General features: G+C 67.8%; 23 protein-coding genes. 12 read left to right on the forward strand and 11 right to left on the reverse strand.

Annotated elements, in window-relative coordinates; translation table 11 throughout:
• Nucleotides 1–41: 41 nt before the first annotated feature.
• The 3 genes from AB0M22_RS07725 to AB0M22_RS07735 all read right to left on the reverse strand — a co-directional run bounded on the left by AB0M22_RS07725 (nt 42) and on the right by AB0M22_RS07735 (nt 5,428).
• On the reverse strand, nt 42–488 hold the full coding sequence (locus AB0M22_RS07725) for a MerR family transcriptional regulator (RefSeq protein WP_364722356.1): 447 nt from the start codon (nt 486–488) through the stop codon (nt 42–44).
• Nucleotides 489–531: 43 nt separating this feature from the next.
• Nucleotides 532–4,179, reverse strand: a complete 3,648-nt coding sequence (locus AB0M22_RS07730) for an AAA family ATPase (RefSeq protein WP_364722358.1) — start codon at nt 4,177–4,179, stop codon at nt 532–534.
• A 73-nt stretch (nt 4,180–4,252) separates the two neighbouring features.
• Nucleotides 4,253–5,428 carry an exonuclease SbcCD subunit D gene (locus tag AB0M22_RS07735; protein WP_364722360.1) on the reverse strand — a complete coding sequence of 392 codons (1,176 nt, stop codon included), beginning with the start codon at nt 5,426–5,428 and terminating at the stop codon, nt 4,253–4,255.
• A gap of 403 nt (nt 5,429–5,831) precedes the next feature.
• On the opposite strand from AB0M22_RS07735, the gene AB0M22_RS07740 reads away from it, so the two are divergent.
• On the forward strand, nt 5,832–6,989 hold the full coding sequence (locus AB0M22_RS07740; RefSeq protein ID WP_364722362.1) for a DNA recombination protein RmuC: 1,158 nt from the start codon (nt 5,832–5,834) through the stop codon (nt 6,987–6,989).
• 58 nt (nt 6,990–7,047) lie between these two features.
• Nucleotides 7,048–7,923, forward strand: coding sequence for a DUF6542 domain-containing protein (locus AB0M22_RS07745; protein WP_364722364.1), 876 nt, complete (start codon nt 7,048–7,050; stop codon nt 7,921–7,923).
• 1,199 nt (nt 7,924–9,122) lie between these two features.
• Here AB0M22_RS07745 and AB0M22_RS07750 read toward each other — a convergent pair.
• Nucleotides 9,123–10,136, reverse strand: coding sequence for a 4-hydroxy-3-methylbut-2-enyl diphosphate reductase (locus AB0M22_RS07750; protein ID WP_364722366.1), 1,014 nt, complete (start codon nt 10,134–10,136; stop codon nt 9,123–9,125).
• Nucleotides 10,137–10,302: 166 nt separating this feature from the next.
• On the opposite strand from AB0M22_RS07750, the gene AB0M22_RS07755 reads away from it, so the two are divergent.
• Genes AB0M22_RS07755 through AB0M22_RS07770 form a run of 4 tightly spaced genes read left to right on the forward strand, consistent with a single transcriptional unit; the run spans nt 10,303 to nt 12,861 of the window.
• Nucleotides 10,303–10,941, forward strand: a complete 639-nt coding sequence (locus tag AB0M22_RS07755; RefSeq protein ID WP_364722368.1) for a lipid droplet-associated protein — start codon at nt 10,303–10,305, stop codon at nt 10,939–10,941.
• Entirely contained in the window at nt 10,938–12,281 is a 1,344-nt protein-coding gene (xseA, locus tag AB0M22_RS07760) for an exodeoxyribonuclease VII large subunit (protein WP_364722370.1), read from the forward strand. The genes AB0M22_RS07755 and xseA overlap by 4 nt, the downstream gene beginning before the upstream one ends.
• 2 nt (nt 12,282–12,283) lie before the next feature.
• Nucleotides 12,284–12,520 carry an exodeoxyribonuclease VII small subunit gene (locus AB0M22_RS07765; protein ID WP_364722371.1) on the forward strand — a complete coding sequence of 79 codons (237 nt, stop codon included), beginning with the start codon at nt 12,284–12,286 and terminating at the stop codon, nt 12,518–12,520.
• The gene (locus AB0M22_RS07770) at nt 12,517–12,861 is read left to right on the forward strand and encodes a VOC family protein (RefSeq protein WP_364722373.1); all 345 of its coding nucleotides are present in this window, start codon (nt 12,517–12,519) and stop codon (nt 12,859–12,861) included. The genes AB0M22_RS07765 and AB0M22_RS07770 overlap by 4 nt, the downstream gene beginning before the upstream one ends.
• 1 nt (nt 12,862) lies before the next feature.
• Here AB0M22_RS07770 and AB0M22_RS07775 read toward each other — a convergent pair whose 3' ends face one another.
• Nucleotides 12,863–13,432 carry a DUF4245 domain-containing protein gene (locus AB0M22_RS07775; protein WP_364722376.1) on the reverse strand — a complete coding sequence of 190 codons (570 nt, stop codon included), beginning with the start codon at nt 13,430–13,432 and terminating at the stop codon, nt 12,863–12,865.
• A 129-nt stretch (nt 13,433–13,561) separates the two neighbouring features.
• Here AB0M22_RS07775 and glpX point away from each other — a divergent pair, with 129 nt between their 5' ends.
• On the forward strand, nt 13,562–14,605 hold the full coding sequence (gene glpX, locus AB0M22_RS07780) for a class II fructose-bisphosphatase (RefSeq protein WP_150402252.1): 1,044 nt from the start codon (nt 13,562–13,564) through the stop codon (nt 14,603–14,605).
• Between the two features lie 132 nt (nt 14,606–14,737).
• Nucleotides 14,738–16,144, forward strand: a complete 1,407-nt coding sequence (locus AB0M22_RS07785; protein WP_364722378.1) for a class II fumarate hydratase — start codon at nt 14,738–14,740, stop codon at nt 16,142–16,144.
• A 346-nt stretch (nt 16,145–16,490) separates the two neighbouring features.
• On the opposite strand, the gene AB0M22_RS07790 is transcribed toward AB0M22_RS07785, so the two are convergent.
• From AB0M22_RS07790 to AB0M22_RS07805, 4 genes are all read right to left on the reverse strand, one after another.
• Complete coding sequence (locus tag AB0M22_RS07790) at nt 16,491–17,345, reverse strand: acyl-ACP desaturase (protein WP_364722381.1); 855 nt, start codon at nt 17,343–17,345, stop codon at nt 16,491–16,493.
• 98 nt (nt 17,346–17,443) lie between these two features.
• On the reverse strand, nt 17,444–17,983 hold the full coding sequence (locus tag AB0M22_RS07795; RefSeq protein ID WP_150402249.1) for an esterase: 540 nt from the start codon (nt 17,981–17,983) through the stop codon (nt 17,444–17,446).
• A gap of 175 nt (nt 17,984–18,158) precedes the next feature.
• The gene (locus AB0M22_RS07800) at nt 18,159–19,544 is read right to left on the reverse strand and encodes a PhoH family protein (RefSeq protein ID WP_364722383.1); all 1,386 of its coding nucleotides are present in this window, start codon (nt 19,542–19,544) and stop codon (nt 18,159–18,161) included.
• A 408-nt stretch (nt 19,545–19,952) separates the two neighbouring features.
• A complete protein-coding gene (locus tag AB0M22_RS07805) occupies nt 19,953–21,134 on the reverse strand; it encodes a serine hydrolase domain-containing protein (protein WP_364722385.1) in 1,182 nt (393 codons plus the stop codon).
• 113 nt (nt 21,135–21,247) lie between these two features.
• Here AB0M22_RS07805 and AB0M22_RS07810 point away from each other — a divergent pair, with 113 nt between their 5' ends.
• On the forward strand, nt 21,248–21,520 hold the full coding sequence (locus AB0M22_RS07810) for a hypothetical protein (protein WP_364722387.1): 273 nt from the start codon (nt 21,248–21,250) through the stop codon (nt 21,518–21,520).
• A 12-nt stretch (nt 21,521–21,532) separates the two neighbouring features.
• Here AB0M22_RS07810 and AB0M22_RS07815 read toward each other — a convergent pair whose 3' ends face one another.
• Nucleotides 21,533–21,952, reverse strand: a complete 420-nt coding sequence (locus AB0M22_RS07815) for a limonene-1,2-epoxide hydrolase family protein (RefSeq protein WP_364722389.1) — start codon at nt 21,950–21,952, stop codon at nt 21,533–21,535.
• A 55-nt stretch (nt 21,953–22,007) separates the two neighbouring features.
• On the reverse strand, nt 22,008–22,733 hold the full coding sequence (locus AB0M22_RS07820; protein ID WP_364722391.1) for a TetR/AcrR family transcriptional regulator C-terminal domain-containing protein: 726 nt from the start codon (nt 22,731–22,733) through the stop codon (nt 22,008–22,010).
• A gap of 110 nt (nt 22,734–22,843) precedes the next feature.
• Between AB0M22_RS07820 and AB0M22_RS07825 the strand changes: the two genes are divergently transcribed.
• The 3 genes from AB0M22_RS07825 to AB0M22_RS07835 all read left to right on the forward strand — a co-directional run bounded on the left by AB0M22_RS07825 (nt 22,844) and on the right by AB0M22_RS07835 (nt 25,187).
• Nucleotides 22,844–24,040, forward strand: a complete 1,197-nt coding sequence (locus AB0M22_RS07825; RefSeq protein WP_364722393.1) for an FAD-dependent monooxygenase — start codon at nt 22,844–22,846, stop codon at nt 24,038–24,040.
• Between the two features lie 170 nt (nt 24,041–24,210).
• Nucleotides 24,211–24,600 carry a hypothetical protein gene (locus AB0M22_RS07830; protein WP_364722395.1) on the forward strand — a complete coding sequence of 130 codons (390 nt, stop codon included), beginning with the start codon at nt 24,211–24,213 and terminating at the stop codon, nt 24,598–24,600.
• Nucleotides 24,597–25,187 (forward strand): DUF3558 domain-containing protein, encoded by a 591-nt coding sequence (locus AB0M22_RS07835; protein ID WP_364722397.1) that lies wholly within the window; start codon nt 24,597–24,599, stop codon nt 25,185–25,187. Before AB0M22_RS07830 ends, AB0M22_RS07835 begins: the two co-directional genes overlap by 4 nt.
• The last annotated feature ends 2 nt before the right edge of the window (nt 25,188–25,189 follow it).

Here is a 25,189-nt window from a genome sequence, read left to right on the forward strand (position 1 = left end):
TTGCGGCTCAAGTCGGCTTGAGCGCAAGCGTGCTGCGACGGCTAGGCGGGGAACTCCAGATCACGCGGGGTGATGGGATTGCCCGCCATCCGTTGCGCGATCACCTCGCGCATGAAATCGCACCGTCCCGCCGGATGCGCATTCGGGCAGACCAGCATGTGTTCGAGCTGCGCTTGCCCGTCAGCGAGGCGTCGCCGCTGCTCCTCGATGGCGTCGATGCGGTCGCGCACCACGTCACGCCAGCCGTGCGCGTCGCCGGACAGCATGGCCGCGATCTCGTCCAGGCTGAGCAACCCCAGCTCCTGCCACAGCTGGATCAGGCCGATCCGGTGCAGCTGATCGGCATCGAACTGGCGCACACCCGCGCGCCGGGCCGAGGCGGTGATCAGGCCCCGTTCCTCCCAATAGCGCAGGGTGGAGACGGGTAGCTTGAACCGCCGGCCGACCTCACCGATGGCCACCAATTCCTGCGCCGCGTTCTCCGTCACCTCCTCATTCGACCTCGGTACTGGCCCGAGTTCAACCGGTCGGTCAGGCGACGGTGGCCTCGAGGTGCGAGCCGGTGCGCCCGCGGCGGACGTGCAGGCGGCTCGGGATGCGCTGGCGCATTTCGTCGACATGGCTGACGACGCCGACCACCCGGCCACCCGCGCGGAGTTCGTCGAGCACGCCCATCACCGCGTCGAGGGTGTCGGCGTCGAGGCCGCCGAAGCCCTCGTCGATGAAGAGGGTGTCCAGCACCAGGCCGCCGGATTCGGCCGCTACGGTGTCGGCGAGGCCGAGGGCCAATGACAGTGAGGCCATGAAGGTTTCGCCGCCGGAGAGGGTTTTGGCGGGGCGGATGGCGCCGGTGTAGTCGTCGCGGATGTCCAGGCCGAGACCGCCGCGGCGACCGCGCGGGCCTGCCTTGTCGGAATGGACGAATTCGTAACGGCCGCCGGACATTCGGCGTAGACGCAGCGAGCCCGCCTGAGCCACCTCTTCCAGTCGGGCGGCGAGGACGTAGGAGCGCAGCGACATCCGGCGGTTGTTCTCGCCGCGGCCCGCGACGACCTCGGCGAGGCCGGCCAGTTCGTCGTGGGTGCGCTGTAGTGGGGCGATTCGATCCACTGCTGCCCAGAGTTGGCCGCCGAGGTCTTCCAGGAGGCTGACCCGCCGGGTTGCTTCGGCGTGTGCGGCGACGGCGGTGTTCAGTTGCGTCTGCGCCGCGGCGACGGCGGACTCGAGTTCGGTCAGGTCGCCGGGTTCGAGCGAGGCGGCCGCTTGGATTTCCGGTTCTGCGAGAACGGCTTCCGCGTGTGCGCGGGCACGGTCCGCGTTGGTGAGTTCGGCTTCGATCTCCGCCTGGCGTTGTGGGGTGCGGCTAGCGGCGGTGACCACGCGCGCATAGGCGGTGAGCCGCGCAACAACGTCCTGGGGTGCTTCGACTGCGGCTGCGCGCGACGTAGGTCCCGTGGCCGAGTCGTTGGCGGGCCCCGTGGCTGCATGGTCGGCAGTCGATGTAACCGTGTTGTCGGCGATCGCTGTGGCCGCGCCGTCGGCGTGCGCGGAAGTCGCCGCAGCCGCATTGTCAGCGGTCGCCGCAGCCGCGCGGTCAGCGTGGTCTGATGCTGGATCGCTCGATTCAGCGTTTGCTGCACGCGCGGCGTCGCGCGTCATCTGTGCACCGGCGGCCGCTGCCTCGGTCCGCTGCCGGCCGACTTCGTGCTCGGGGATGAAACCTGCGGCGCGGGCGAGGTTTTCGACGCGGTCGGCGATGACGGCCACCTGCTCGCGGGCGGCCGCGGCGTCGGCGCGGGCTTCGCGCAGGGTGGTGGCGTCGGCGACGAGGGCGGTGAGGCGGGCGTAGCGGCGTTCGATGGTCTCGTCGGCGCCCGCTGCCGCGCGCAGGCGGTCGTTGAGTTCGGCGAGGCGGGTGGTGGCGGTGGCGACGTTCGCGGCGACTGTGCTTCGGCGGGAATCGGATTCGCGGAGTTCGTCGTGCAGGCGGGACTCGTCGGTGCGCAGGCGGGTGAGTTCGGCGGTCAGTCCGTCGGTGAGGGCGGCCAGCTCGGCGGTGTCCTCGTAGCGGTCCGTGGCGGCGCGGAGGGCAGCAGCCAACTCGACCCGGTCGGTGTCGCCGCCGCGGACGGTGAGCGTCTCGATCTCGCGCTCCAGGGCGGTAATTCGGGCCAGTACCCGATCGCGCGCGTCCTCGGCGGCGCGTTCCGCGGTCACCGCGGCCTCTTCGGCGTCCTTGGAAACCGCAGTGGCAGCAGGGCGGGCGGGTGCCGGGTGATCGGCGGAACCGCACACCGTGCAGGGCTTTCCGTCGGCGAGCCCCGCGGCCAATTCGGCGGCCATGCCCGCCAGCCTGCGCTCCCGCAGATCGAGGACGCGCTCCTTGGCGTCGTTGTGGGCGGCACGGGCAGATTCGAACTCGACCCGGGCGTGGTCCAAACCTGTTTTGCGGGAGGCGAGTTCGACTGCGGCCGCAGCTGCGGTCTGAAGGCGCTCGCATTCAGCAGTCAGGGTCGGCAGTGTGGCAGCCGCGTTCGTCGCCTCACGTAAACGAGCCTCGAGGGTGGCGAGTGAACCCGGGAGTTGTTCACGCAGCCGGGTCAACTTCGTCACCTGGGTGTTGAGCGCCGCATCCTCGTCGCGCAGCCCTGCCAGTTCGCGGGTGAGCCGAGTCGCAGCCGTAGCGTCGGCCCGTACCTCGTCCAGCCCGCCGATCTGTGCGCTCCAGCGCCGAATCGCCGCGTCGATATCAGCGTCGTCCCGGATAGTCGCCGGGTCTGCGGACCGCGCCCGCCCCTGATTCGACTCGGTGCCACGACGGTCTCGAGGGAGCGGGCGGGCGGTTCGCCGCTCAGGATCGTGCCCGTCAGCCCTCCCCCGTCGATTCGACTCGGTGCCAGAATGATCCTCACCAACCGGGTGGACAGTTCGCCGCTCGGCGTCGGAGTCGTCGACCTTCACCGCGCGGTTCGACTCGATACCAGGGTGACTCGCACCGAGCCGCCCGGCACCTCGCTGCTCGGTGCCGGAGTCGAGGCGCTCGGCGGCTCCGTCGCTCGGCTCGGGATCGGTACCTTCCACATACTCGTGTTCAGGTTCGACCATCTCGACACCGCTGAGGTCGGCGCTACCGGGCTCGAGCAGACGTGCGGCCAATTTCCGACTGGCGCTGAGAGTTTCGGTATCGCGGCGGCGCATCTGCATGACGGCGGCGCGGGCCTCGTCGATGGCTGCGGCGACCGGTTCGGCACGGCGGGCCAGTTCGAGTTCGGCGTGCAGGGCGGTGCGGTGGTCCGTGCTTGCGGCGTAGTCGTCGAGTTGCTTGCGGGCGGCCGACATTCGGCGGCGGAGTTCGTGCAGGCGACGTTGTTCCTCGGCGAGGGCCCGAACCTTGCCCGACTCCTGTTGACGGCGTTCGGCTTCCGTTGCCGCGGTGGTCAGATCGGTACGCGCGGTGGCAAGTAGCTCCTGCGACCAGCTGACTGCCTCCAGCGGTCCGAGGGTCTCTGCCGCGCCCGCCCCGGCCGCGACGCCGACCTGGGCGATCAGCCGATCGATGCCCTGCTTACGGGAGTCCAGGTCCGCGGTGGAAGCGCGGCGCTTGTCCGCGAGCCACTGTTCGGCGCTACCGAATCGTTCGGTGTCGAAGAGCTTTTCGAGTAGCTTCTCCCGATCTTCGTTGTCCGCCCGCAGGAATCGGGCGAAGTCGCCCTGCGGCAGCAGCACCACCTGGAAGAACTGGTCGGCGCTCATGCCGAGCAGCCGGATGATCTCGTCGCCGATATCGGGTATGCGGGAAAGGTTTTCGCCGCGGCCGTCCAGCCAGGCCAGCGTCGCCTTGGCGGGATCGGTGCGCATGCCGGTGCCGCGCAGCTTCGGGCGTTCGAATTCGGGGATGCGGGTCAGCCGCACCCGCCGCCCGCCGAGGGTCGCCTCCAGGATCACCTGGGGCGGAGTCTGTTCCGCCGCGTGATCGGAGTGCAGGCGCTTGCTCTCGCCACGCGCGCCGGGGACCCGGCCGTAGAGCGCGAACGCGATCGCGTCGAGCACGGTGGTCTTGCCCGCGCCGGTCTGTCCGTGCAGCAGGAACAGCCCGTCGGCGCCGAGCGCGTCGAAGTCGACGACCGTGGTCTCGGCGAACGGGCCGAACGCGGTCATCTCCAGCCGGTGCAGCCTCATGCAGCCGCACCACCGCGGGCGATGCGCAGGCCGCTGCAGCTCGGCAGCACGGGGCGAGCGGCGGGCCGCGCGCTCACGCCGAGAGTTCCGCGGCCGAGTCGGCGGTCAGCACATGGTCAGGTTCCGCGACGGCGGCGGCGAGTGCGCGCTCCAACCAAGCCATTTCGCCCTTGCTGGGCTCCCCGCGGACATCGGTGAGGAAGCTCTGCGCTACTTCGGTGTCGCGGCGGCCGTGCACCCGCTCACGGTAGCGCAGCTCCGGGTTGCCCTCCGGGCGCACCCACTCGACGTGCACCGCGTGCGGGAACCGTTCGCGCAGCTTGCGCATGGCGTCGACGGGGCGGGTCGAGTCGGTGAGCACCGCGGAAACGTAATGCCCCTCGGCGGGTGCGTGACCCGCATCGGTGAGGAGTTCGTCGAGGGTGCCGGTGAGCTTGGTCAGCCCGCGGACCACGGGCAGGTCGCGGCGCTCAACCGAATGCAGTCCGGCGGCGTCGAGTTCGATGAGCCACACCGCTTTACGGTGCGAGCTCTCCGCGAACGAGTACGGCAGCGGGGAGCCGCAATAGCGCACGGACTCCGACAGCGTCTGCGGGGAATGCAGGTGACCGAGGGCGACGTAGTCGATGCCGTCGAAGGCCGACATCGGCACGGTTTCCACGCCGCCGACCGAGATCGAGCGTTCCGAACCGGTCGCCTCGCCGCCGACGACGAAGGCGTGCGCGAGCACCACGGTGCGGATCCCGTCACGCTGCGCGATATCGGCGCGGATCCGGGCCATCGCGGCGTCCAGGATGTCGGCGTGCGAACGGGCCTGCGGCACACCGAGTTCCGCGCGGGTGATGTCCGGCTCCAGGTACGGGATGCCGTAGAAGGCGACGGGACCGTGCTCGTCGTCGAGCAGAACCGGCCGGTCGGCCTCGGCGACGGTGGTGCGCAGATACAATCCGCCCGCCGCCGCGAAGCTCGCGCCCGCGCCGAGTCGCGCGGGCGAATCGTGGTTTCCCGAGGTGGCGACGATGCGGGCGCCGGCCGCACGGATGGCCTCGAAACCGCGGTTGCACACCGCGATCGCGTCGGCACTCGGAATTGACCGGTCGTACACGTCGCCGGGCAGCACCACCACGTCGACCGACTCCGCGGCCACCAGCTCCGCGATCGCGGTCAGTGAACGCGCCTGGTCGGCAAGCAGATCGACCCCGTGGAACGTGCGCCCGATGTGCCAGTCCGAGGTGTGCAGCATCCGCATCCGCGAAACCGTAGGCCACCGCACCGACACAATTCAATTGCCGAACCCCTCGTGTCGGATAGCCGCCCGCTCGTGCGGCGTGTCAACGGTGATTCACCCGGCACTCCGATGGCTATTCCGCAGGGTGTGCGCGCACCGTGTCGCCGCCGCGCGCGGGCGATCTGCCGGCGCACAGCCCAACCGCGAGTACGGTTTTCGATGCCGCGTCGGGCACCGAGGCCGATCCCGCGTAGCCGAATCCATGGCCGGCGAGCGACGCGCGTCACGAATTCGGTTGCCACGTCATGACCGGCCGCGCCGCTCGGCGCCGTATGTATGGCTTGACCGTTACGTTTGCCGACACGGCGCTGCGTAATTGCCGACCGGCGCGTACTTGTCGGTGGTGTGCGGCACTATCGGCGCTATGACCGCACCGATGCTCGTCGCACTGATGCTGGTGTTCGCCGCCGGGGTAGGGCTCGGCTGGCTCGGCCATGCCGCGCGCGCGGGTCAGCGGGCGGCGCAGGCGGAAGCGAGACTCGCGGCGGCCACGGACAACGAGCATTTGTTGCGGCAATCACTCACCGCGGCGAACGAGGATGCGGCGCGCAGGCATTCGCATGCGATCGGCGCGATGGTCGACCCGCTGCGCGACGCGGTCGGTGCGCTGAACCAGCACATCCAGCAGGTCGAACATCATCGGATCAACGCGTATTCGAGCCTGCGCGAGCAGGTCGCGGGGATGCAGCGCACCTCGCTTCAGCTCACCAGCCAGACGAGTCAGCTGGTCGCGGCGTTGCGCGCGCCGCAGGTGCGCGGGCGGTGGGGCGAGATCCAGTTGGAGCGGGTGGTCGAGCTGGCCGGGATGACCCGGCATGTCGACTTCGACACCCAGGTGACCCGCGTGGCCCGCGGGGACGGCGACGGCGACCGGACCGGCAACGTCCGCCCCGACCTGGTGGTGAATCTGTCCGGCGGCCGGCACATCGTGGTCGATGCCAAAGTGCCGTTCAGTGCCTACCTGGACGCCAGCATGGTCGACGATCCGGACATGCGCGCCGAGCACCTGACCCGGCACGCGAAACATCTGCGCGGGCACATCGACCAGCTGGCGGACAAGGCGTACTGGGCCGCGTTCGATCCGGCGCCGGAATTCGTGGTGCTGTTCATACCCGGCGATCCGTTCCTGGACGCGGCGCTGACCACGGACTCGGGCTTGCTGGAGTACGCGTTCGGCCGCAACGTGATCCTCGCGACGCCGACCACGCTGATCGCGTTGTTGCGCACGGTGGCGTTCGGCTGGCGGCAGGAGGCGCTGTCCCGGGATATGGCGACCGTGCAGCAATTGGGCAAGGAGTTGTACGCGCGGCTCGGCATGACCGGCCGTCATCTGGATCGGCTCGGCGCGCAACTCGGCAAGGCGGTCGACGCGTTCAACTACACCGTGGCGTCGGTGGAATCGCGGGTCATGGTCACCGCGCGCAAACTGCACGACCTGGAAATAGCGGAACAGGAGGTGCCGGCCATCCAGCGGGTTGATTCGTGGCCACGCGCGGTGGGCTTCGCCGACGCCGACGATTAGCCGGGACAACCGCCGTGCCATAACGCCGTCCGAGGCGGCGAAGGTTAGTGTTCATAATGTGGCTGCTTCCCAACGTGTGCGAACCCGGGTGCCCGCGCCGCAACGCTCGATACTGCCGACGGTCCCGGGAATCCCGGTGGGCGCGGCGGTCCTGATCGCGGTTGCCTGCACGTTTCTGGGTTTCTTGATCGATGCGAACGGCGACAGTACCGATCTGACCGGTACCTTCGCCGCGCTGTACGTCGTCGGTTGTGTCGCAGCCGTACTGGCGGTCCGCTATCGCGGGCTGTTCACCACCATGGTGCTGCCGCCGCTGCTGCTGTTCATCGCGGTTCCGCTGGCCTACAAGGTGCTGACCGCCGTGGCCATGACCTCGATCACCGAGGTCCTGCTGAAGCTGGCGGTCCCGCTGGTCGAGCGGTTCCCCACCATGTTCCTCGCCACCGCCTTGGTGCTGCTGATCGGCGGCGCCCGCATCATGATGCAGCGCCGCGGTGAGCCGGCGGATCGCGGCACCGAGTCCAAGCGCGGCGAAAGCTGGGGCCGGACCGCGGCCAAGCGCCCGCGCTCCGGACGCGCGGCCGGCGCCGCCGGACTCGCCGACTCGGCCAAGCGGCGCACCCGCCGCCCCAAGCCCGACCCGGACGATCTCGACGACCTCGAAGACACCCCCCGCCCGTCCCGCCGCGCCGCCACCCCGGTCGCCGACGCCCCGCCGCGCGTGGCCACCCCCGCCCGCCCGCGCGAGGGCCGCCCGGCCCCACGCACCGGCGCGCGTCCCGCCGCGGCCGCACCACGCGCGGACAACGAACCACCCCGCGGCAATCCCCCGCGCCGCCGCGGCGATATGCCGCCCCCGCACCCCCAGCCCAATGTCCGCTACCGCGAACGCGATTCGAGCCGCACCGACCGCCGCAGGCCGGAGAACCTGTAGGTCGTCGGTCGCGCAGACCGCCGGCGAACGGCATGGAGCGCCAGTGCTCGATCGACGGTTTCAACGCCTCGAAGAGCATCGGCCAGCTGCGGCACGCGGCACGACAGCGTCCTGGCCATGCCGACGGCGTTGATGAAGCGCATCACCCGTTCGTCTAGCCGCCGCAGTCCTCGGCACTCTGCCGCGGCGTTGTAGGCACTCGCGCACTCAGGGCTGGAAAACCGGTGGGAGCAGTCCCTCAGCCGCGATCGAGCGTGTCGGAGCTCAGCAGTTGTCATCGAGGCGAGTCAAATGGTCGCTAGTTGATCTTCCAAAGCCACCATTTGACTCGCCTCAACCAGGCCAACAACCATTTGACTCGCCTCGATCAAAAAATCTCGAGAACAGCACCACAGCCAGTCCCCACGTCGACAACTCTCACCTCCCGACCAAAGCCGCGGAAGACCAGGTCGGGGACCCCACCTGACGCGCCCAGCACTACCCGGGCATCCCACGCTGCAGGTCGAAAACCCCGCAGATCGCCCACCCGGGACGTCTCTGAGTGCGCATACCGAAACGGGGACACCCCGAAACCCTCGGAACGCGCACCTACCCCGTGACTACTTCCAAGGACTCCCCGCCTGCACTATCCAGTGAAGCTGAAGACCTACCCAGGTTTTCTCGTGAGTAGTGCTGAGCACGCCGCCTGCCGTACCCGACCTACCTCCGCAGTCGAGTGCGCGACGCCAAGTCCCAGCGTGGTCATCTGGCTGTGGTTGCGTCACAAACGCTTCGAACAAGAAGGCCGCTAAGTGGCAGTTGGCTGCTCCATCAGACCTGCGAACCAACCCGTTTCCCCATAGTGCCGAAGATCCGCACTACCTCTCGGGATCTGCACTGAGAATAGGGCCCTATTCTCAGTGCAGATCCCGAGTCTCAGTGCAGATCCCGAGTCTGGGTGCGGATTTTCCTGTCCGCGGGGTGTGTGCCGTGGGACGGCGTGTATCCCGTTGTCACGCAGGGATTACCATGGCGAGCACCAACGCTTCCGGCTAGCGCTCTGCGCACAAACCTCTCGCTCTGCGCACCAACCTCTCGCTCCGCGCCCAAGACCTCTCGCCGCGCATAGGTCCTCCCAACGCACGCGGAATCACTAGCTGACTACTCCGCGGGACTGCGAAGCACGTACACAAGCTTCAGAGCAGCTGCACTACACCGATTCAGTGCGCCCGGCTGGTGCGCAGTTCACGCGGCAACGCGAAAACCAGAGTTTCGTTGGCCGTGGTGACCGGCTGGACGTCGGCGTAGCCGTGCTCTTCGAGCATGTCCAGCACGCCGCGGACCAGGATCTCGGGGACCGAGGCGCCGGAGGTGATGCCGACCGTGCGGACGTCGGCGAGCCAGGCGGGGTCCACCTCGCGGGCGTAGTCGACCAGGTAGGAGGCCTTGGCGCCGGCGTTGAGGGCGACCTCGACCAGGCGAACCGAGTTCGAGGAGTTGCGCGAGCCGACGACGATCACCAGATCGCATTCGGGGGCCATCGCCTTGACCGCGACCTGACGGTTCTGGGTGGCGTAGCAGATGTCGTCGCTCGGCGGATCTTGCAGGTTCGGGAAGCGCTCGCGCAGCCGCTGCACCGTCTCCATCGTCTCGTCGACGCTGAGCGTGGTCTGTGAGAGCCAAATCACTTTCGACTCGTCGCGGACGGTGACCTTGTCCACCGAGGCCGGGCCGTCGACGAGCTGCACGTGGTCGGGCGCCTCGCCGGCCGTGCCCTCGACCTCTTCGTGGCCCTCGTGGCCGATCAGCAGGATGTCGTAGTCGTCGCGGGCGAAGCGCTTGGCCTCCTGGTGCACCTTCGTGACCAGCGGGCAGGTCGCGTCGATGGTGTGCAGGTTGCGCGCCGCGGCGGAGGTGTGCACAGCCGGTGAGACGCCGTGCGCGGAGAACACGACGACCGAGCCCTCGGGCACCTCGTCGGTCTCGTCGACGAAGATGACGCCCTGCTCACGCAGGGTTTCCACGACGTGGCGGTTGTGCACGATCTCCTTGCGCACGTAGATCGGCGCACCGTGCTTTTCCAGGGTCTTCTCCACGGTTTCCACCGCCCGGTCCACGCCGGCGCAGTACCCGCGCGGTTCCGCGAGCAGCACACGCTTGCCGCCGAGGGTATCGGCGGTTCCGGCACCCGCTGAGCGGGTGATTCCGACGTTCAAGGGTATGGCCGTGGACATGCCGACAGCTTACGTGCGTGCACCGACTCCGCGCCGTCCGGGCGTTGCGCCGGCGAACTCGTCGCGCGGCGGCGAGGCGTACTCTGCGCACGCGCTCGCATGCGCCAGAATCACTCCCGTGAGCCCCGACCTTTGCATAGCACACCATTTCGGGCAGGCTAGGACCATGTTTCGACCACCGTTCCTGGCCCGGGTAGCCGCCGGGGCCGCCGTATACGCCATTGAGGAAACTCGCCGGCTACCCACGGCCGCAATGAATTTGCCGATCACCGCCATCAGCCAGATGCTGCAGACGACCATGCACGTCCAGCAGTTCGTGACCAGTCTCGCACTCAAGGGCGACGCGGTCTTCGATCGTTTGGGCAACGCTCCGGAGGAACAACCGGAGTGGGCCACCTTCGACGAGGACCTCGACAGCGAGCAATCCTTCAGCGGCACCGCGGCGCGCACCAGCCGCTTCGATCTCTACGCCGCCGACGAACCCGAATCGCCCTTCACCACCCAGGAGACCACGGCCGGACGCAACGGCCACCCGGTCGACTTCGTCGCCGAGCCGGAATCCGCTGAGCCGGAACCGGAACTGGAGATCGTCCGCGCGGAGGACCCCGCGCCGGCGATCAGCGAGCCGGAAGTAGCCACCCGCTACGACTACGCCAACATGACCCTCGCGCAGCTGCGTGCCCGCCTGCGCATGCTGACCGTCGAAGACCTCACCGCGCTGCTGGATTATGAGCAGCAGACCCAGGACCGGGCACCGTTCGTGACCATGCTGACGAATCGGATCGCCACCGTGCGGGCCCAGTGACCGAACCCCGGACGCCGTCGACGGTTGGCCGGGCCGCACCCGGCCAACCCGAACAACCCCAAACCCCATCCGCCGCTCCGGCGAACTCCGCCGAGCAGCCGTATCCGGTCCGCTCCGTCGCGATCAAGGTCGCGCAGTGGATCGATCGGCTCGGCAGCATCTGGGTCGAGGGCCAGATCACCCAGATCAACCTGCGCCCCGGCACCCGCACCGCGTTCCTGGTGCTGCGCGACCCGTCCGCGGACATGTCGCTGTCGGTGACCTGCGACCCCGACCTGATCCGCAAGTCCGCGGTCCCGCTGCAAGAGGGCAGCCGGGTCGTGGTCTACGGCAAGCTGTCCTTCTTCACCGGCCGCGGCACATTGTCGTTGCGCGTCATCGAGATTCGCCCGGTCGGCATCGGCGAGCTGCTCGCCCGGATCGAGCGGCTCAAGGCCCTGCTGGCCGCCGAGGGTCTCTTCGATCCGCGGCTCAAGCGGCCGATCCCGTTCCTGCCCAAGACCGTCGGCCTGATCACCGGCCGGGCCAGCGCCGCCGAGCGCGACGTCCTGACCGTCGCCCGGAATCGCTGGCCCGCGGTGCGTTTCGAGATCCGCAACACCGCGGTGCAGGGACCGAGCGCGGTGCCGCAGATGCTGGAGGCGCTCGCTCAGCTCGACCGCGACCCGGCCGTCGAGGTGATCGTGCTGGCCCGCGGCGGCGGCAGCGTCGAGGATCTGCTGCCGTTCTCCGACGAGGCGCTGTGCCGCGCCATCGTCGCCGCGACCACCCCCATCGTGAGCGCGATCGGCCACGAGCCGGACAACCCGCTCAGCGATCTGGTCGCCGACCTGCGCGCCGCCACCCCGACCGACGCCGCGAAACGCGTTGTCCCCGATGCCGCCGCGGAATTGGCTGGCGTGCACGACATGCGCGCCCGCGCCGCCGCCGCGTTGCGCGGCTGGGTCGACCGGGAAACCCGCGCGCTGACCCAGTTGCGTTCGCGGCCCGTGCTCGCCGATCCGTTGCGCGAAATCGACCGTCGCCGTGAGGAAGTCGAGCGGCTACGCGCGTCGGCCCAGCGCAGCGCCGAGCAGTTCATCCGCACCGAGGCCACCGCGACCAGGCACCTGCGGGAGAAGCTGACCGCGGTGGGCCCGGCCGCCACGCTGGCCCGTGGCTACGCTGTCGTGCAGCGCGTCGCCGGTCCCGAACGGCACGTGGTGCGCACGATCGAGGACGCGCCCGCGGGCAGCCAGTTGCGCATCCGGGTCGCCGACGGCGCGGTCACCGCGGCCGCGCTCGGCACCCAGGCGCTCGGCCCGCGATCCACCGAAGACCCCGAAACCAGGAGGAACTGACTTTGGCCGAGCCCGAGACCGAGTTGGCCGAGATCGCCACCTTCGGCTACGAGCGTGCCCGTGACGAACTGGTCAACGTGGTGAAGATGCTCGAGCAAGGCGGTCTCGACCTGGACGAGTCGCTGGCCCTGTGGGAGCGGGGCGAGGCGCTGGCCAACCGCTGCGAGCAACACCTGGCCGGGGCCAGGAAGCGCGTCGAGGATGCGTTGTCGCGCACCGACCTGGAGGACGGCAAATGACGATCCGCCGGGCCACGCCGGACATCCACACCACCGATATCGAGCGCAGCCGCGAGTTCTACAAGCTGCTCGGTTTCGAGGAGGCGATGGATCTCGGCTGGGTCGTCACCATGGTCTCCCCGACCAACCCCACCGCTCAGGTGCTGCTGGTCGGCCCCGGCGCGGAGAAACTCCAGCCGAATATGAGCGTCGAGGTCGAAGACGTCGACGCCGTGCACGCCGCGATGACCGCCGAGGGCGCCGACATCGTCTACCCGCTGACCGACGAAGACTGGGGCGTGCGCCGCTTCTTCGTCCGCGACCCCAGCGGCACCGTCGTCAACGTGGTCAGCCACCGCTAGGTCAGGGCTTGCTGATCGGCGGGGTCGCCGCGATCGCCTGGGCCAGCGTGACGAACGAGTCGCGCTGTCCCGCACCGGTGATCAGGACTCGGGACTGGCCGAGGTCGGCGATCCAGGCCGATTCCGAGCCGGGCTCGGAGTAGACGATCCACTTCTGGTCGCCGACCTGCTCGGTGCCGGTGGCGTAGCGGGAGCCGAGGACGAAGCGCGACATCGATTCCTCGGTCGCATTGCTCTGACTGAAGCGCATGTAGGAGCCGTGGCCAGTGATATAGCCGACAGTGCTGATCGGTCCGCCCCCGGTGCCGCTGATCGACTCGCGGCTGCCGGAGTTGGGGGTCCAGTCCGACGGCACGGCCGGGTTCCGGATGGGGAACGGCAGGCTGCGCGCGTCGGAGGTGAGCGCCGCCTTCACGTCGAAGTGGGGAATCTGCCCCTGCGTCGGACCCTTTGCGGCGAAACTGCATTGGCTGGCCAGGCCGGCGAAAACCACGGCGATCAACACGAGCGGAATCAGTGACCAGAACAGATCCCGGTAGTCGTTCATGATGCGTGGCTTTTGTGGGGACACGCACTCAGTATCCACTCGTGGGTCGGGTGCTCGAGCTCGCACCCCGCTGGGGCGTGCAGGGTGTACGCCCGTCTCAGTCGGAGTGAGACAATCGTCCGGTACGTACCGACGCACAGGAGGCACCCCGCAATGACGGCATCTTCCCCGACACCGAGCCGCCGCGAGGCGCCGGACCGCAACCTCGCGCTAGAGCTGGTCCGCGTCACCGAGGCCGGAGCGATGGCCGCGGGCCGGTGGGTCGGCCGCGGTGACAAAGAGGGGGGCGACGGCGCCGCCGTGGACGCGATGCGGCAGCTGGTGAACTCGGTGTCCATGCGCGGCATCGTGGTCATCGGCGAGGGCGAGAAGGACGAAGCGCCCATGCTGTTCAACGGCGAGCTGGTCGGTGACGGCACCGGTCCCGAGGTCGACTTCGCGGTCGATCCGGTCGACGGCACCACGCTGATGTCGAAGGGTTCGCCGGGCGCCATCGCGGTGCTCGCGGTCGCCCAGCGCGGCGCGATGTTCGACCCGTCCGCGGTGTTCTACATGAGCAAGATCGCGGTCGGCCCGGACGCCGCCGACGTGATCGATATCTCGGTCCCGATCGGCGAGAACATCCGCCGGGTGGCCAAAGCCAAGAGCCTGTCCAAGTCGGACCTGACCGTCTGCATCCTGGACCGGCCCCGGCACGCCGGGCTGATCCAGGAGGTCCGCGACGCGGGCGCGCGCATCCGGCTGATCTCCGACGGCGACGTCGCGGGCGCCATCGCCGCGGCCCGCCCCGATTCGGGCACCGACATCCTGGTCGGCGTCGGCGGCACCCCCGAGGGCATCATCGCGGCCGCCGCGATGCGCTGTATGGGCGGCGAGTTGCAGGGCATGCTGGCCCCGACCGACGACGACGAGCGGCAGAAGGCGATCGACGCGGGGCACGACCTCGATCGGGTGCTCACCACCGAGGATCTGGTGGCCGGCGACAACGTCTTCTTCTGCGCGACCGGCGTCACCGACGGCGATCTGCTGCGCGGGGTCCGCTACTACGGCGGCGGCGCGTCCACCCAGTCGATCGTGATGCGCTCCAAGTCCGGCACGGTCCGGATGATCGACGCCTACCACCGGCTGACCAAGCTGCGCGAGTACTCCTCGGTCGACTTCATCGGCGACGAGCACGCGGTGCCCCCGCTGCCCTGATCCCGGTATCGACCGCAGAAAGACGCGCAGGCCCACCCGCCTGCGCGTCTTTCTTATTCCGGCTGCCGCGTGTGCGAATCACTACAGGCGTGGCAGCCCCATGGCCGCGTGCCGCGGCATAGGGTCGAAATCATGACCGAGGAGACGCAGCAGTACCGCATCGAGCACGACACCATGGGCGAGGTCCGGGTCCCGGTGGACGCACTCTGGCGCGCGCAGACCCAGCGGGCCGTGGAGAACTTCCCGATCAGCGGCCGCGGCCTGGAGCGCGCGCAGATCCGCGCGCTCGGCCTGCTGAAAGCCGCCTGCGCCAAGGTGAATCGGGATCTCGGGCTGCTCGATCCGGCCAAGGCCGACGCCATCATCGCCGCGGCGAACGAGATCGCCGCGGGCAAACACGACGCGCAGTTCCCCATCGATGTGTTCCAGACCGGCTCGGGCACCAGCTCGAACATGAACGCCAACGAGGTGATCGCCTCGATCGCCAAGGCGAACGGCGTCACCGTGCACCCGAACGACGACGTGAACATGTCGCAGTCGTCCAACGACACCTTCCCCACCGCCGTGCACCTCGCGGCCACCGAGGCGGTCATCACCGATCTGGTGCCCGCGCTGGATCACCTGCGGCTCGCGCTGCTGGACAAGGCGACCGAGTGGCGGACCGTGGTCAAGTCCGGCCGCACCCATCTGATGGACGCGGTGCCGGTGACGCTCGGTCAGGAGTTCGGCGGGTACACCCGGCAGATCGCGGCGAGCATCGACCGCTTGATGGCGACGCTGCCGCGCCTCGGTGAGCTGCCCATCGGCGGCACCGCGGTCGGCACCGGGCTGAACGCGCCCGACGGGTTCGGCGGGAAGGTCGTCGCGGAACTGGTCCGTTCGACCGGTCTCGACGCGCTGCGCGAGGCGGAGGATCACTTCGAGGCACAGGCGGCTCGCGACGGACTGGTCGAGGCGTCGGGCGCGGTGCGCACGGTCGCGGTCAGCCTGACCAAGATCGCCAACGACATTCGCTGGATGGGCTCCGGCCCGCTGACCGGTCTGGGCGAACTCCAGCTGCCCGATCTGCAGCCCGGCAGTTCGATCATGCCCGGCAAGGTCAATCCCGTTCTGCCCGAGGCGGTCACGCAGGTCGCCGCGCAGGTGATCGGTAATGACGCCGCGGTCACGTTCGGCGGCGCGAACGGCGCGTTCGAGCTGAATGTCTATATCCCGGTAATGGCGCGCAATCTGCTCGAGTCGATTCGCTTGCTGGCCAATGTTTCCCGGCTCTTCGCCGACCGTTGTGTGCGCGGTCTGGTCGCCAATGTGGATCACTTGCGCACATTGGCGGAATCGTCGCCGTCCATTGTGACGCCGCTGAATTCGGCAATCGGTTATGAAGAGGCCGCCGCGGTCGCCAAGGAAGCGCTGAAGCAGAAGAAGACAATTCGCCAGACGGTTATCGATCGCGGTCTGCTCGACGAGAAACTCACCGAGGAAGAACTCGACCGGCGATTGGACGTCCTGTCGATGGCGAAGGTCGAAGATATTAAGTAGCAGGGACTTTCGACGCTACGTCGGGCGCCACGTTGAATACCCTCATGGTCCAACGTGACGCCCGAACAAGCGTGTGCGCGGGTAGGTCAGCCGAAGTAGACGTACCCGCGCAGGGCATCACAAGAAGATGCCGAGTGCCGCGAGGAACGCGCCCGCGCCGAGGGAGACCAGGGCTACGAGGCCCCCAACAATTGCAGCAATCATGATTCTTTCCTTTCTTGCGTCCGCGTATTGCGGATGTACTCAGCTAATCGCGAGCAATACCGCGTGTGTTTCATCACATTTTCGCGGCGCAAGAAAAGAAACCCGGTCGGCGCGGTAAAACCACGCGCCGACCGGGAGTAATTCAGCGCAGGTACGCGAGTTCTTCGCGGGCCTTTTCGCCCGCTTCACCCAGATCCGTCCGGGTGAAGACGTTCCAGCGCTGCAACAGCGGCTTGAACACCAGCTCGTCCTGCTTGGCCGGATCGTAGATCCCGGCCTCGGCGAGCACGTCGTCGCTGTTGCGCCCGTCGGCCAGCGTCACCGACGGCACCGTGAAACCGGCGACCTGGTCGGCGATGGCCCGCATCGCCTGATCCGGCGCCACGTTCAGGCCCGCCTCGACCAGTTCGGCGAACACGACCGCCTGCAACTCGTCGTCGACCGCGATGCGTTCGGCGATCGCGGTGACCATCGGGCTCTCGTCGAGCGCGGCGGTGTTGCGATGCCGAATCGCGGCGGCGACCTCCTCGAACGCGCAGGCGGCCAGCACGTCGAGCAGGTGCATGCCGGGGCGGCGGAAACCGGTGGTCATGTTGTCCATCCGCATCCGCTCCAGCGCGACCGGGTCCACCGACCTGGTCGTCATGAGGAAGTTGCGGATCAGGATCTCGTGGCGGTTCTCCTCGGCGGTCCACCGGCCGACCCAGCGCCACCAGGCGCCGGTGCGCAGGTACTTGCCGAGCTCGCGGTGATACGAGGGCAGGTTGTCCGCGATCAGCACGCTGACGGTCAGGGCGAGCTTGGCCACGTCGCTGAGTTCGGACTGCTCCGGCGCCCAGTCGGTGCCGTGCAGGAACGCGAAGTTACGGCCGTCGTCCCACGGCACGAAATCGTGCGGCTGCCATCCGTCGGCGGCGTCGATATGACGACGCAGAATGGATTCCACGTCCAGCGCGAGGGATTCGAGCAACTCGCGATCGGTCAAGAGAGTTTGCACCTAGACAACCTAGCGGTTGAGCCCGTGATACGGGGATTTTTGGAATGAGACTGGACGGGCGTCCGGGACCGGTCGGGGCGTCCCGGACGCCGCACCGACTACTGCTTCGGGGTGACCGTCGTCTTGCCGTCGACCCAGGTGATGGTGCCGCCGGAGAAGTCGCTCTCCTTGCCGCCGGCGATGTCCTTCTCGTCGCTGGTCGGGTAGCCGAGCTTGCCCATGGCGCCGCCGTTGTCTTCCCACGCCTTGCGGATCTCGCCCCAGACGATGTGCGCTTCGCCGTCCTTGGCCTTGTACACCGTGCCGCCGACGAAGTCCTGGTACTTGCCGTCCTCCGGACCGGACTCCTGCGCCTCCAGCGGAGCGCCGAGCGCGCCGGCCGGACCGCCCGACTGCACGTACTTGTCGAAGATCGCGCCGGAGACCGTGAGGTCACCGCGCTGCGTGGCGATCTTGGTCTCCTCCGCGGCACCCGAGGCGTGCTCCTCGCCGTGCTGCATCGCGGCCGTGGTGGTGGTGATGGACGCCGCCGCGTTGTTGTCGTTCTTGTCGTCGTCCTTGCTGCAGCCGGCGACGATCAGGCCTGCTGCGGCGAGCAGGGCGGTGTATCCAGCCGTTCGTCGAGCGAAGTGGTGCATTTCCATCCTCTCGAAAGTGGCTACCGAGGGCGTCGCCGACTCGGTGACGCCGCTGGCAGCCTAGGCCGATGTTCAGCAATGACCCGGCGAATCCACCAGGGACACGCCGGGTCATACCGAACAGCTATCGCAGGGATATTACCCGGCGACTGTGAGCGGAAACACACCGCCCAACTCAGGCGTTGGGGCCGTACTCCTCCAGCATCTCGGTCACGAGCGCCGCGATCGGCGAACGCTCACTGCGGGTCAAGGTGATGTGGGCAAACAGCGGGTGACCCTTGAGCTTCTCGATCACCGCGGCGACGCCGTCGTGCCGGCCGACGCGCAGGTTGTCCCGTTGCGCCACATCGTGAGTGAGCACCACCCGCGATCCCGTGCCGAGCCGGCTGAGCACCGTCAGCAGCACATTGCGTTCCAGCGACTGCGCCTCGTCCACGATCACGAACGAGTCGTGCAACGACCGTCCGCGAATGTGGGTGAGCGGCAACACCTCCAGCATGTCGCGGGCGAGCACCTCCTCCATCACCTCGCGACTGGCCAGCCCGTCGAGCGTGTCGAAGACCGCCTGGGCCCACGGGCCCATCTTCTCGCTCTCGCTACCCGGCAGGTAGCCGAGTTCCTGGCCGCCGACCGCGTAGAGCGGACGGAAAACAACCACCTTTCGCTGAGTTCGCCGCTCCAGCACCGCCTCCAGGCCCGCGGTCAGCGCGAGCGCGGACTTGCCGGTGCCCGCCCGGCCGCCGAGCGAGACAATGCCGATGCTCTCGTCCAGCAGCAGATCGAGCGCGATCCGCTGCTCGGCGGAGCGGCCGTGCAGGCCGAACGCCTCGCGTTCACGCACCAGTTGCACCCGCTTGTCCGGGGTGACCCGGCCGAGCGCGCTGGAGCTACTGCCCAACAACCGGATTCCGGTGTGGCAGGGCAGTTCCCGGGCGTCATCGATATCGAGGACGGACTCGGAGTAGAGCTGGTCGATCTGCGCCGTGCTGACGTCGAGTTCCACCATTCCGGACCAGCCGGAAGTAACAACGTCCTGTGCGTGGTATTCGTCGGCTTGCAAGCCCACCGCACTCGCTTTGACCCGTAGCGGAATGTCCTTGGACACCAGCACCACCTGGCGGCCCTCGGCCGCCAGATTGAGTGCACAGGCCAGGATTCGGGAATCATTGGTGTCGGTGCGGAATCCGACCGGAAGGACCGCGGGATCGGTGTGGTTCAGTTCCACCTGCAGCGTTCCACCCTCGGTGCCGATCGGCACCTGCTGATCCAGCCTGCCGTGCTGCAGGCGAAGATCGTCCAGGTTGCGCAGGGCTTCCCGCGCGAACCAGCCCAGTTCATGGTGATGCCGTTTGCCTTCGAGTTCGCTGATGACCACCAGCGGTAGCACCACGTCGTGTTCGCCGAACCGGGTGAACGCCCAGGGATCGGACAAAAGGACCGACGTGTCGATGACGAAGGTATCGGCCGGGGAATGCGAGGGGTGTGCCCCCTTCGCGGCGGTTCCGCCTTTCGCGGAACGGGATTGCGCCGAGGGAGCGGGAACGGAGCGTGAAGCAGTCACGGTGGGCTCCTCTTTGTCCGCGCGGCACCCGCACGAACGATCTCGCTGGACCGGTCCGTCCTGATGGGACCTGACGTTGCCGTCAGATGCCACGAGGGCCGGGTGCCGGCCCCCTCGTACTGAATAGCTCAGTCACGGTCAGGACCTCCCGTACGAGCCACACCGCCGCGGCCCGCACCATCGACGCTACCGTCGAACTACGCTTCCCCGCTCCCGCACAGGTAGGCGTGTCCGTGAATTTGTCGTTAACCCGGACACCACCCCGCCCCGCTACCCCACCCGGCCCGTTCTCAAACCGGCTGGTGAGCGGCAACACCACGCCCACACAACCCCTGCATCCCGCCGCCCGACCCCGCCGGGATTTCGTCACACGGCCCGGGAAGTGACCAGCATCATTTCCGCATCACCCTAAGCAACCGCCTCCCGCAACGCCGCAGTCCAGGACACCCACCGCGGGTCCGGGGCAGCCGCATTGTCTCCGGTCATGTTGGTGCACGTGTAGCCGACCGCCACACCGGATTCCGGGTGAGCAAAGGCGATTCGACCGCCGGTGCCCACGTTGCCGAACGAGCCCGCGCCGAGCATCGGCCAGGTGATGCCGGGGACCTCGTAGGTGTAGGCGAAAGTGTGCGTCCCCGGGATGACGTCCAGCGGTGGCGGACTGCTCAGGTTGCTGGTTTGAGGTTGACGCGCCTTCTCGACGGTCGCGGCGGAGAGCAATCGGATGCCATCGACTTCACCGATGGTCGCGGCGAACATCCGGGCCAGCGAGCGGGCGTTGCCGATCCCGTTGCCTGAGGGCACTTCGGCCTCGTGACCTGCACGCGTGTTCAGCATCTCGATCCCCTCGTCCTTGGTCGCGAGAGTCGCCAAGGTCGCCCGCACCAGTCGATCCTCGACATCGATCCCCATCTTGGTCAGCACGGCCCGCACCTGGTCTGCTGTGGGACCGGTCTGGCGGGTGAACTGCGGGATGACCCGATGTTCCTCGCGTTCGGGCAGCCCGATCCACAGGTCCAATCCGAGTGGCCCGGCGATTTCGGCGGCAAGGAAGTCACCGACGGTCTTGCCGGTCACCCGCCGGATCAGCTCGCCGGCCAGATAGCCCAGCGTGAGGGAGTGGTAGTAGAACGCCGTTCCTGGCCGCCACAGCGGAGTCATGGATTCGAGCGCCGTCACGCAGGTCGACCAGTCGGTCAACTGTGTTGGGCCGATACCGTATTCGGGGTCGAAGCTGGACAGTCCGGCACGGTGCGAGAGCACATCGGCGACCGTGATCGCGGCTTTGCCGTTGGCCGCGAACTCTGGCCAGTAATCACGAACCGGTGCGTCGAGGTCGAGTTGCCCGCGTTCGACGAGCATGTGCACGCAGGTCGCGGTCAACCCCTTCGACACCGACATGAGCACCACCAACGACTCTGCGTCCCAGGGCTTGTCGGATATCGGATCTCGACCGGTCCAGAGGTCGACGACGCTACGCCCGTGCCGATAGACACACAGCTGAGCCGCGCCTTCATCCTCGGCTTGAGCCTGTCCGAAGGCGTCTCGAACCGCCTCGAACCCGGGCTCGACCGAACCTTGCACCGACATCACAACGCCTCCTGGCAGCTGAAGATCGAACTTCCCCGCGTAGATCATCACTCGTCGGCCTGAACAGCCCGGCCGCCGCCACCAGTTGGTGGGGGGCGGTTAGAGTCGGCGGTATGGCCGGTAACGAGGACCTGGAGAAGCTGTCGTCCAAGGAATTGCACGATCGAGCGGTGAAGCTGGCCGTGCGGCACGGGGACGTGAAGTTCCTGTGGCGGCTGCTCACCTCGATCCCGGCCGCCGAGGCCGCCGCGGGCAACCTCGGCGAGAGCGAGGCGGACATCAAGTACGTGCTGCCGATGCTGGACGACTACATCCATGCGGGCGACGGTGAGATCGCCGAGGTGCTGCGGCCGTTCTATCTGGAGTATCTGACCGAGCACAGCTGAGCGCGTCGTTGTTCAGCCGCGGGGCAGCACGGCGCGGAAGAGGCCGACGGCCGTGCCGCGCAGGAAGTTCTCCCAGCTGAAGTGGTCGTGCCACAGGATGATTCGGCCGTCGCGCAGTTCGAAGGTGCCGGTCACCCAGAACGAAATCCGCACCGGGCCGAAGCGCAGGATGTCGGTGCGGTCGGTGAGCACGATATTGCCGTCGGCGGCGATGTGGTGCATCTCCACCCCGAAACCGAACGCGTCCTTGTCCAGGCCGAGCAGTACCTTGCGCGCCAAGCCGCCGCCGAGATCGGGCAGCGAGGTGTTCTTCCACACGACATCCGGATGCAGCAAGTCCAGCGCATCCGAGACGGGTCCGTGTTCGAGCGCGGCGAAGAACTTCCGCACCGTGGTGATCGCGTCCTGCTGAAGTTCTAGGTCCTGGGTCATGGTCCGACGATAGGCCGAAGTCGGCCGATGCGGCAGGCCCGGCGATGGAGACCGCTCAGCCGCCTGCCCGTCGAGCGATCAGCACGGCCAAACCGTCGAGGACACGCTCGATACCGAAGTTCAGGGCGTCGTCCGCCGCAGCCGAATCGGCTGCGGCGGCCTCCTCGGCGAAGGCGGCGACGACTTCCGGATAACGATCGCCCGCCTCGGTCATCATCTCGGTGAACTGCTCGGCGAACTGCGTGGTCGGGGCCGCGCCCAGGCTGTGGGTCTGTTGCGCCAGGCTGCGGGCGTGGCCGTTCACCAACACGATGGTGTCCAGCTTTTCCGGGCCGGTGAGGCCGGTGCCGCTGAGCGCGACCAGCGCGCTCTCCGTCCAGCCCAGCTCGTTCGGGCCGAACGGGCGGACGCCGACGGTCAGCTCGATGGCCCAGGGATGTTCGCGATAGCGCTGGTAGATCGACTCGGCCCAGAGCCGGATCCCGGCCCGCCAGGATTCCGAATCCCCCGGTAGCGCGGCGGTATCCGGTGGCGTGCCCATCGCGGCATCGAGCATCAGCGCGGTCAGGTGTTCCTTGGCCGGCAGGTACCGGTACAGCGACATCTTGGTGAAGCCGAGGCTCTCGGCCAGCCGCTGCATCGACAGGTTCGCCAGCCCTTCGGCGTCGGCGAGCGTGATCGCCTCGGCCACGATCCCCGCCAGCGAGAGGGCGGGCTTCGGACCCCGTTTGGGTCGCTGCTGGGTTCCCCACAGCAGCTGAATGGTGGTCGGTACCGGCATGCGCAAATCCTTCCGGAGAACGGCTTGACTTGAAACTGTGTCTACCATACTCTGATTCGCGTCCAGCGGAAACAGTTTCCGAAGGACACTTATCGAGACCAGGAGTCACCATGCGCAACCAGTCCGTTCTCATCTCCGGCGCCAGCATCGCGGGCCCGGCCCTCGCCTACTGGCTGAACCGCTACGGCTTCGACGTCACCGTCGTCGAGCGCGCCCCCGGCCTGCGCCCGGGCGGCCAGGCCATCGACTTCAAGGGCAAGACCCACTTCACCGTGCTCGAGCGGATGGGCATCCTGGACGACATCAAGGAACGCTGGACCGGCACCACCGACACCGTCTTCGTCGACGAGAACGGCAAGCAGCTGGCCCTGATGTCCGGCGACTTCACCGGCGGCGACGTGGAGATCCTGCGCGGCGATCTGGCCGAGATCATGTACAAGCGCACCGCCGAACACTGCGAATACCTGTTCGGCGATTCGATCAGCGCCCTCACCGAACTCTCCGACGGCGTGCACGTAGAGTTCGAACACGGCCCGGCGCGCACCTTCGACCTGGTCTTCGGCGCCGACGGCATCCACTCCCGGGTGCGCAAGCTGACCTTCGGGCCGGAAAAGGACTTCGTCGAATACCTGGGCTACTACTACTGCGTCGCCGGCGCCAGCCCGTGGAGCAAGGACGCCACCGGACCGCGCGAGCGGGTCACCGCCTACGGCCACAACGCGCCCGGCAAGCTCGCGATCACCGGCGGGTCGAAGGCCCAGCAGCTGTACATGTTCATGTCCCCCGAGCTCGACTACTCCCGCGACGACACCGCGACCCAGCGGCGCATCGTCGAGGAGGTGTATGCCGACGTGAACTGGAACGTTCCCCGGATGCTCAGCGAGATGGCCGATTTCAACGACTTCTACCTCGACTCGATCAGCCAGGTGCGGATGCGGGGCGTCTTCACCAAGGGGCGGGTCGCGCTGGTCGGCGACTCGGCGTACGGAAACACCTTGGCAGGCTTCGGCACTGGGCTCGCGGTGGTCGGCGCGTACGTCATCGCGGGTGAACTCGCCCTCGCCGACGGCGACTACACCGTGGCCTTCGCGCGCTACAACGAGATCATGCGGAACTACGCGAAGATCATGGGAAACAGCAACGCTGGAAGGTTCCTGGCGCCGAAAACCGCGTACGGCATCAGAATGCGCAACTGGTTCTTCGGATCATGGATGTTCAGCCTGATGGCGAAGTACGCCGACAAGGCCGCCAACGACATCGACCTGCGGGATTACCCGGCCCTGATCGGCCCGACCGAGATCAACTGAAACCGTTGGCCGCGCGGGATTTTCGGTCCCGCGCACCGATTCGAGGCCGACCGGTATGCGGGGACGATCCGCCGATGTGCTCGCACCGGAGAATTCGCTGTGTTTCGATGGAACCGAAGCGGGGCGGGGCGCGTCTATAGGGTCAGAGGCACTCATGAAAGGGGACGGTGATGGCGGTGGACAGCCCGTTTCCCGGGTACATCGAGGATGCGAAGTCCGGGGCGTTGAAGGTGCGGATGGATCCGCAGGGGTTCGTGGATATCGACAAGGCGTGTGAACAGCTGATCAACCAGCTGACCGGTGTGCGCGCGGACGCGCGTGAGTTGAGCGAGAAGACCTCCTGGGGGCTCGGTGAGAACAACCCGCGCCTGTCGTCGGCCGTCGAACTCGTACAACTGTTCCGGGAGAAGGCATTCGGTGGACCGAACAACGCCTACGACACCCTGAACGATTACATCAAGGTGGCCGAGGACATCCGGGCAATGTTCAAGGCTATCTGCGAGAGCTATCAGCGCACCGATACCGAATTCGCGACGAAGTTGCGGGAGATCAGCGTATGAGCTTTGTGCAGCGTGGGAGTCATTCGCCGCGAGTCGGTTTCGTGGCCGCCGCCGCGATCCTCGCCGCCGCGCTGACCGGATGCGACGGCGAGCCGAAGCCTGCCGGCCCACCGACCGGCCCGGACTCGACCGCGCCATCGGTCACCAAAACAACAGGATCGGCTCCGCAAGCGGCCTTCGATCCCTGCACGTCGATGACCCCGCAGTTCCTCAGTCAGCATCAGTGGGATGCGTTGCCGCCCTCGCCGAAACAGAACAGCGCAGACGGCATCAACTGGAAGGGCTGCCGCTACGTTGCCAAAGCCGGCTACGGCATGACCATCGAGACCACCAACGGAACCCTCGCTCAAGTGCGCGAGAAGTTCCCTGTGGCCGTGGACATCTCGATCGGCGACCGGAAGGCGCTGCGGTACGAGGCCAGGCCGGACGTACCCGGCGGGTGCACGGTCAATGTCGAGATGAAGACCGGTTCGCTCTACGTCCTGGTCGACGACCCGACCGGCAAGCACCCACGCAATCTGTCGCCCTGCGACAACGCCACCGAAATCGCCCAAGCAGTCGCACCATTGCTGCCAGCGGGCAGCTGAAC

Origin of the sequence: Nocardia sp. NPDC051756 (assembly GCF_040681495.1) — a bacterium.
In the GTDB taxonomy this organism is placed as follows: Bacteria; Actinomycetota; Actinomycetes; order Mycobacteriales; family Mycobacteriaceae; genus Nocardia.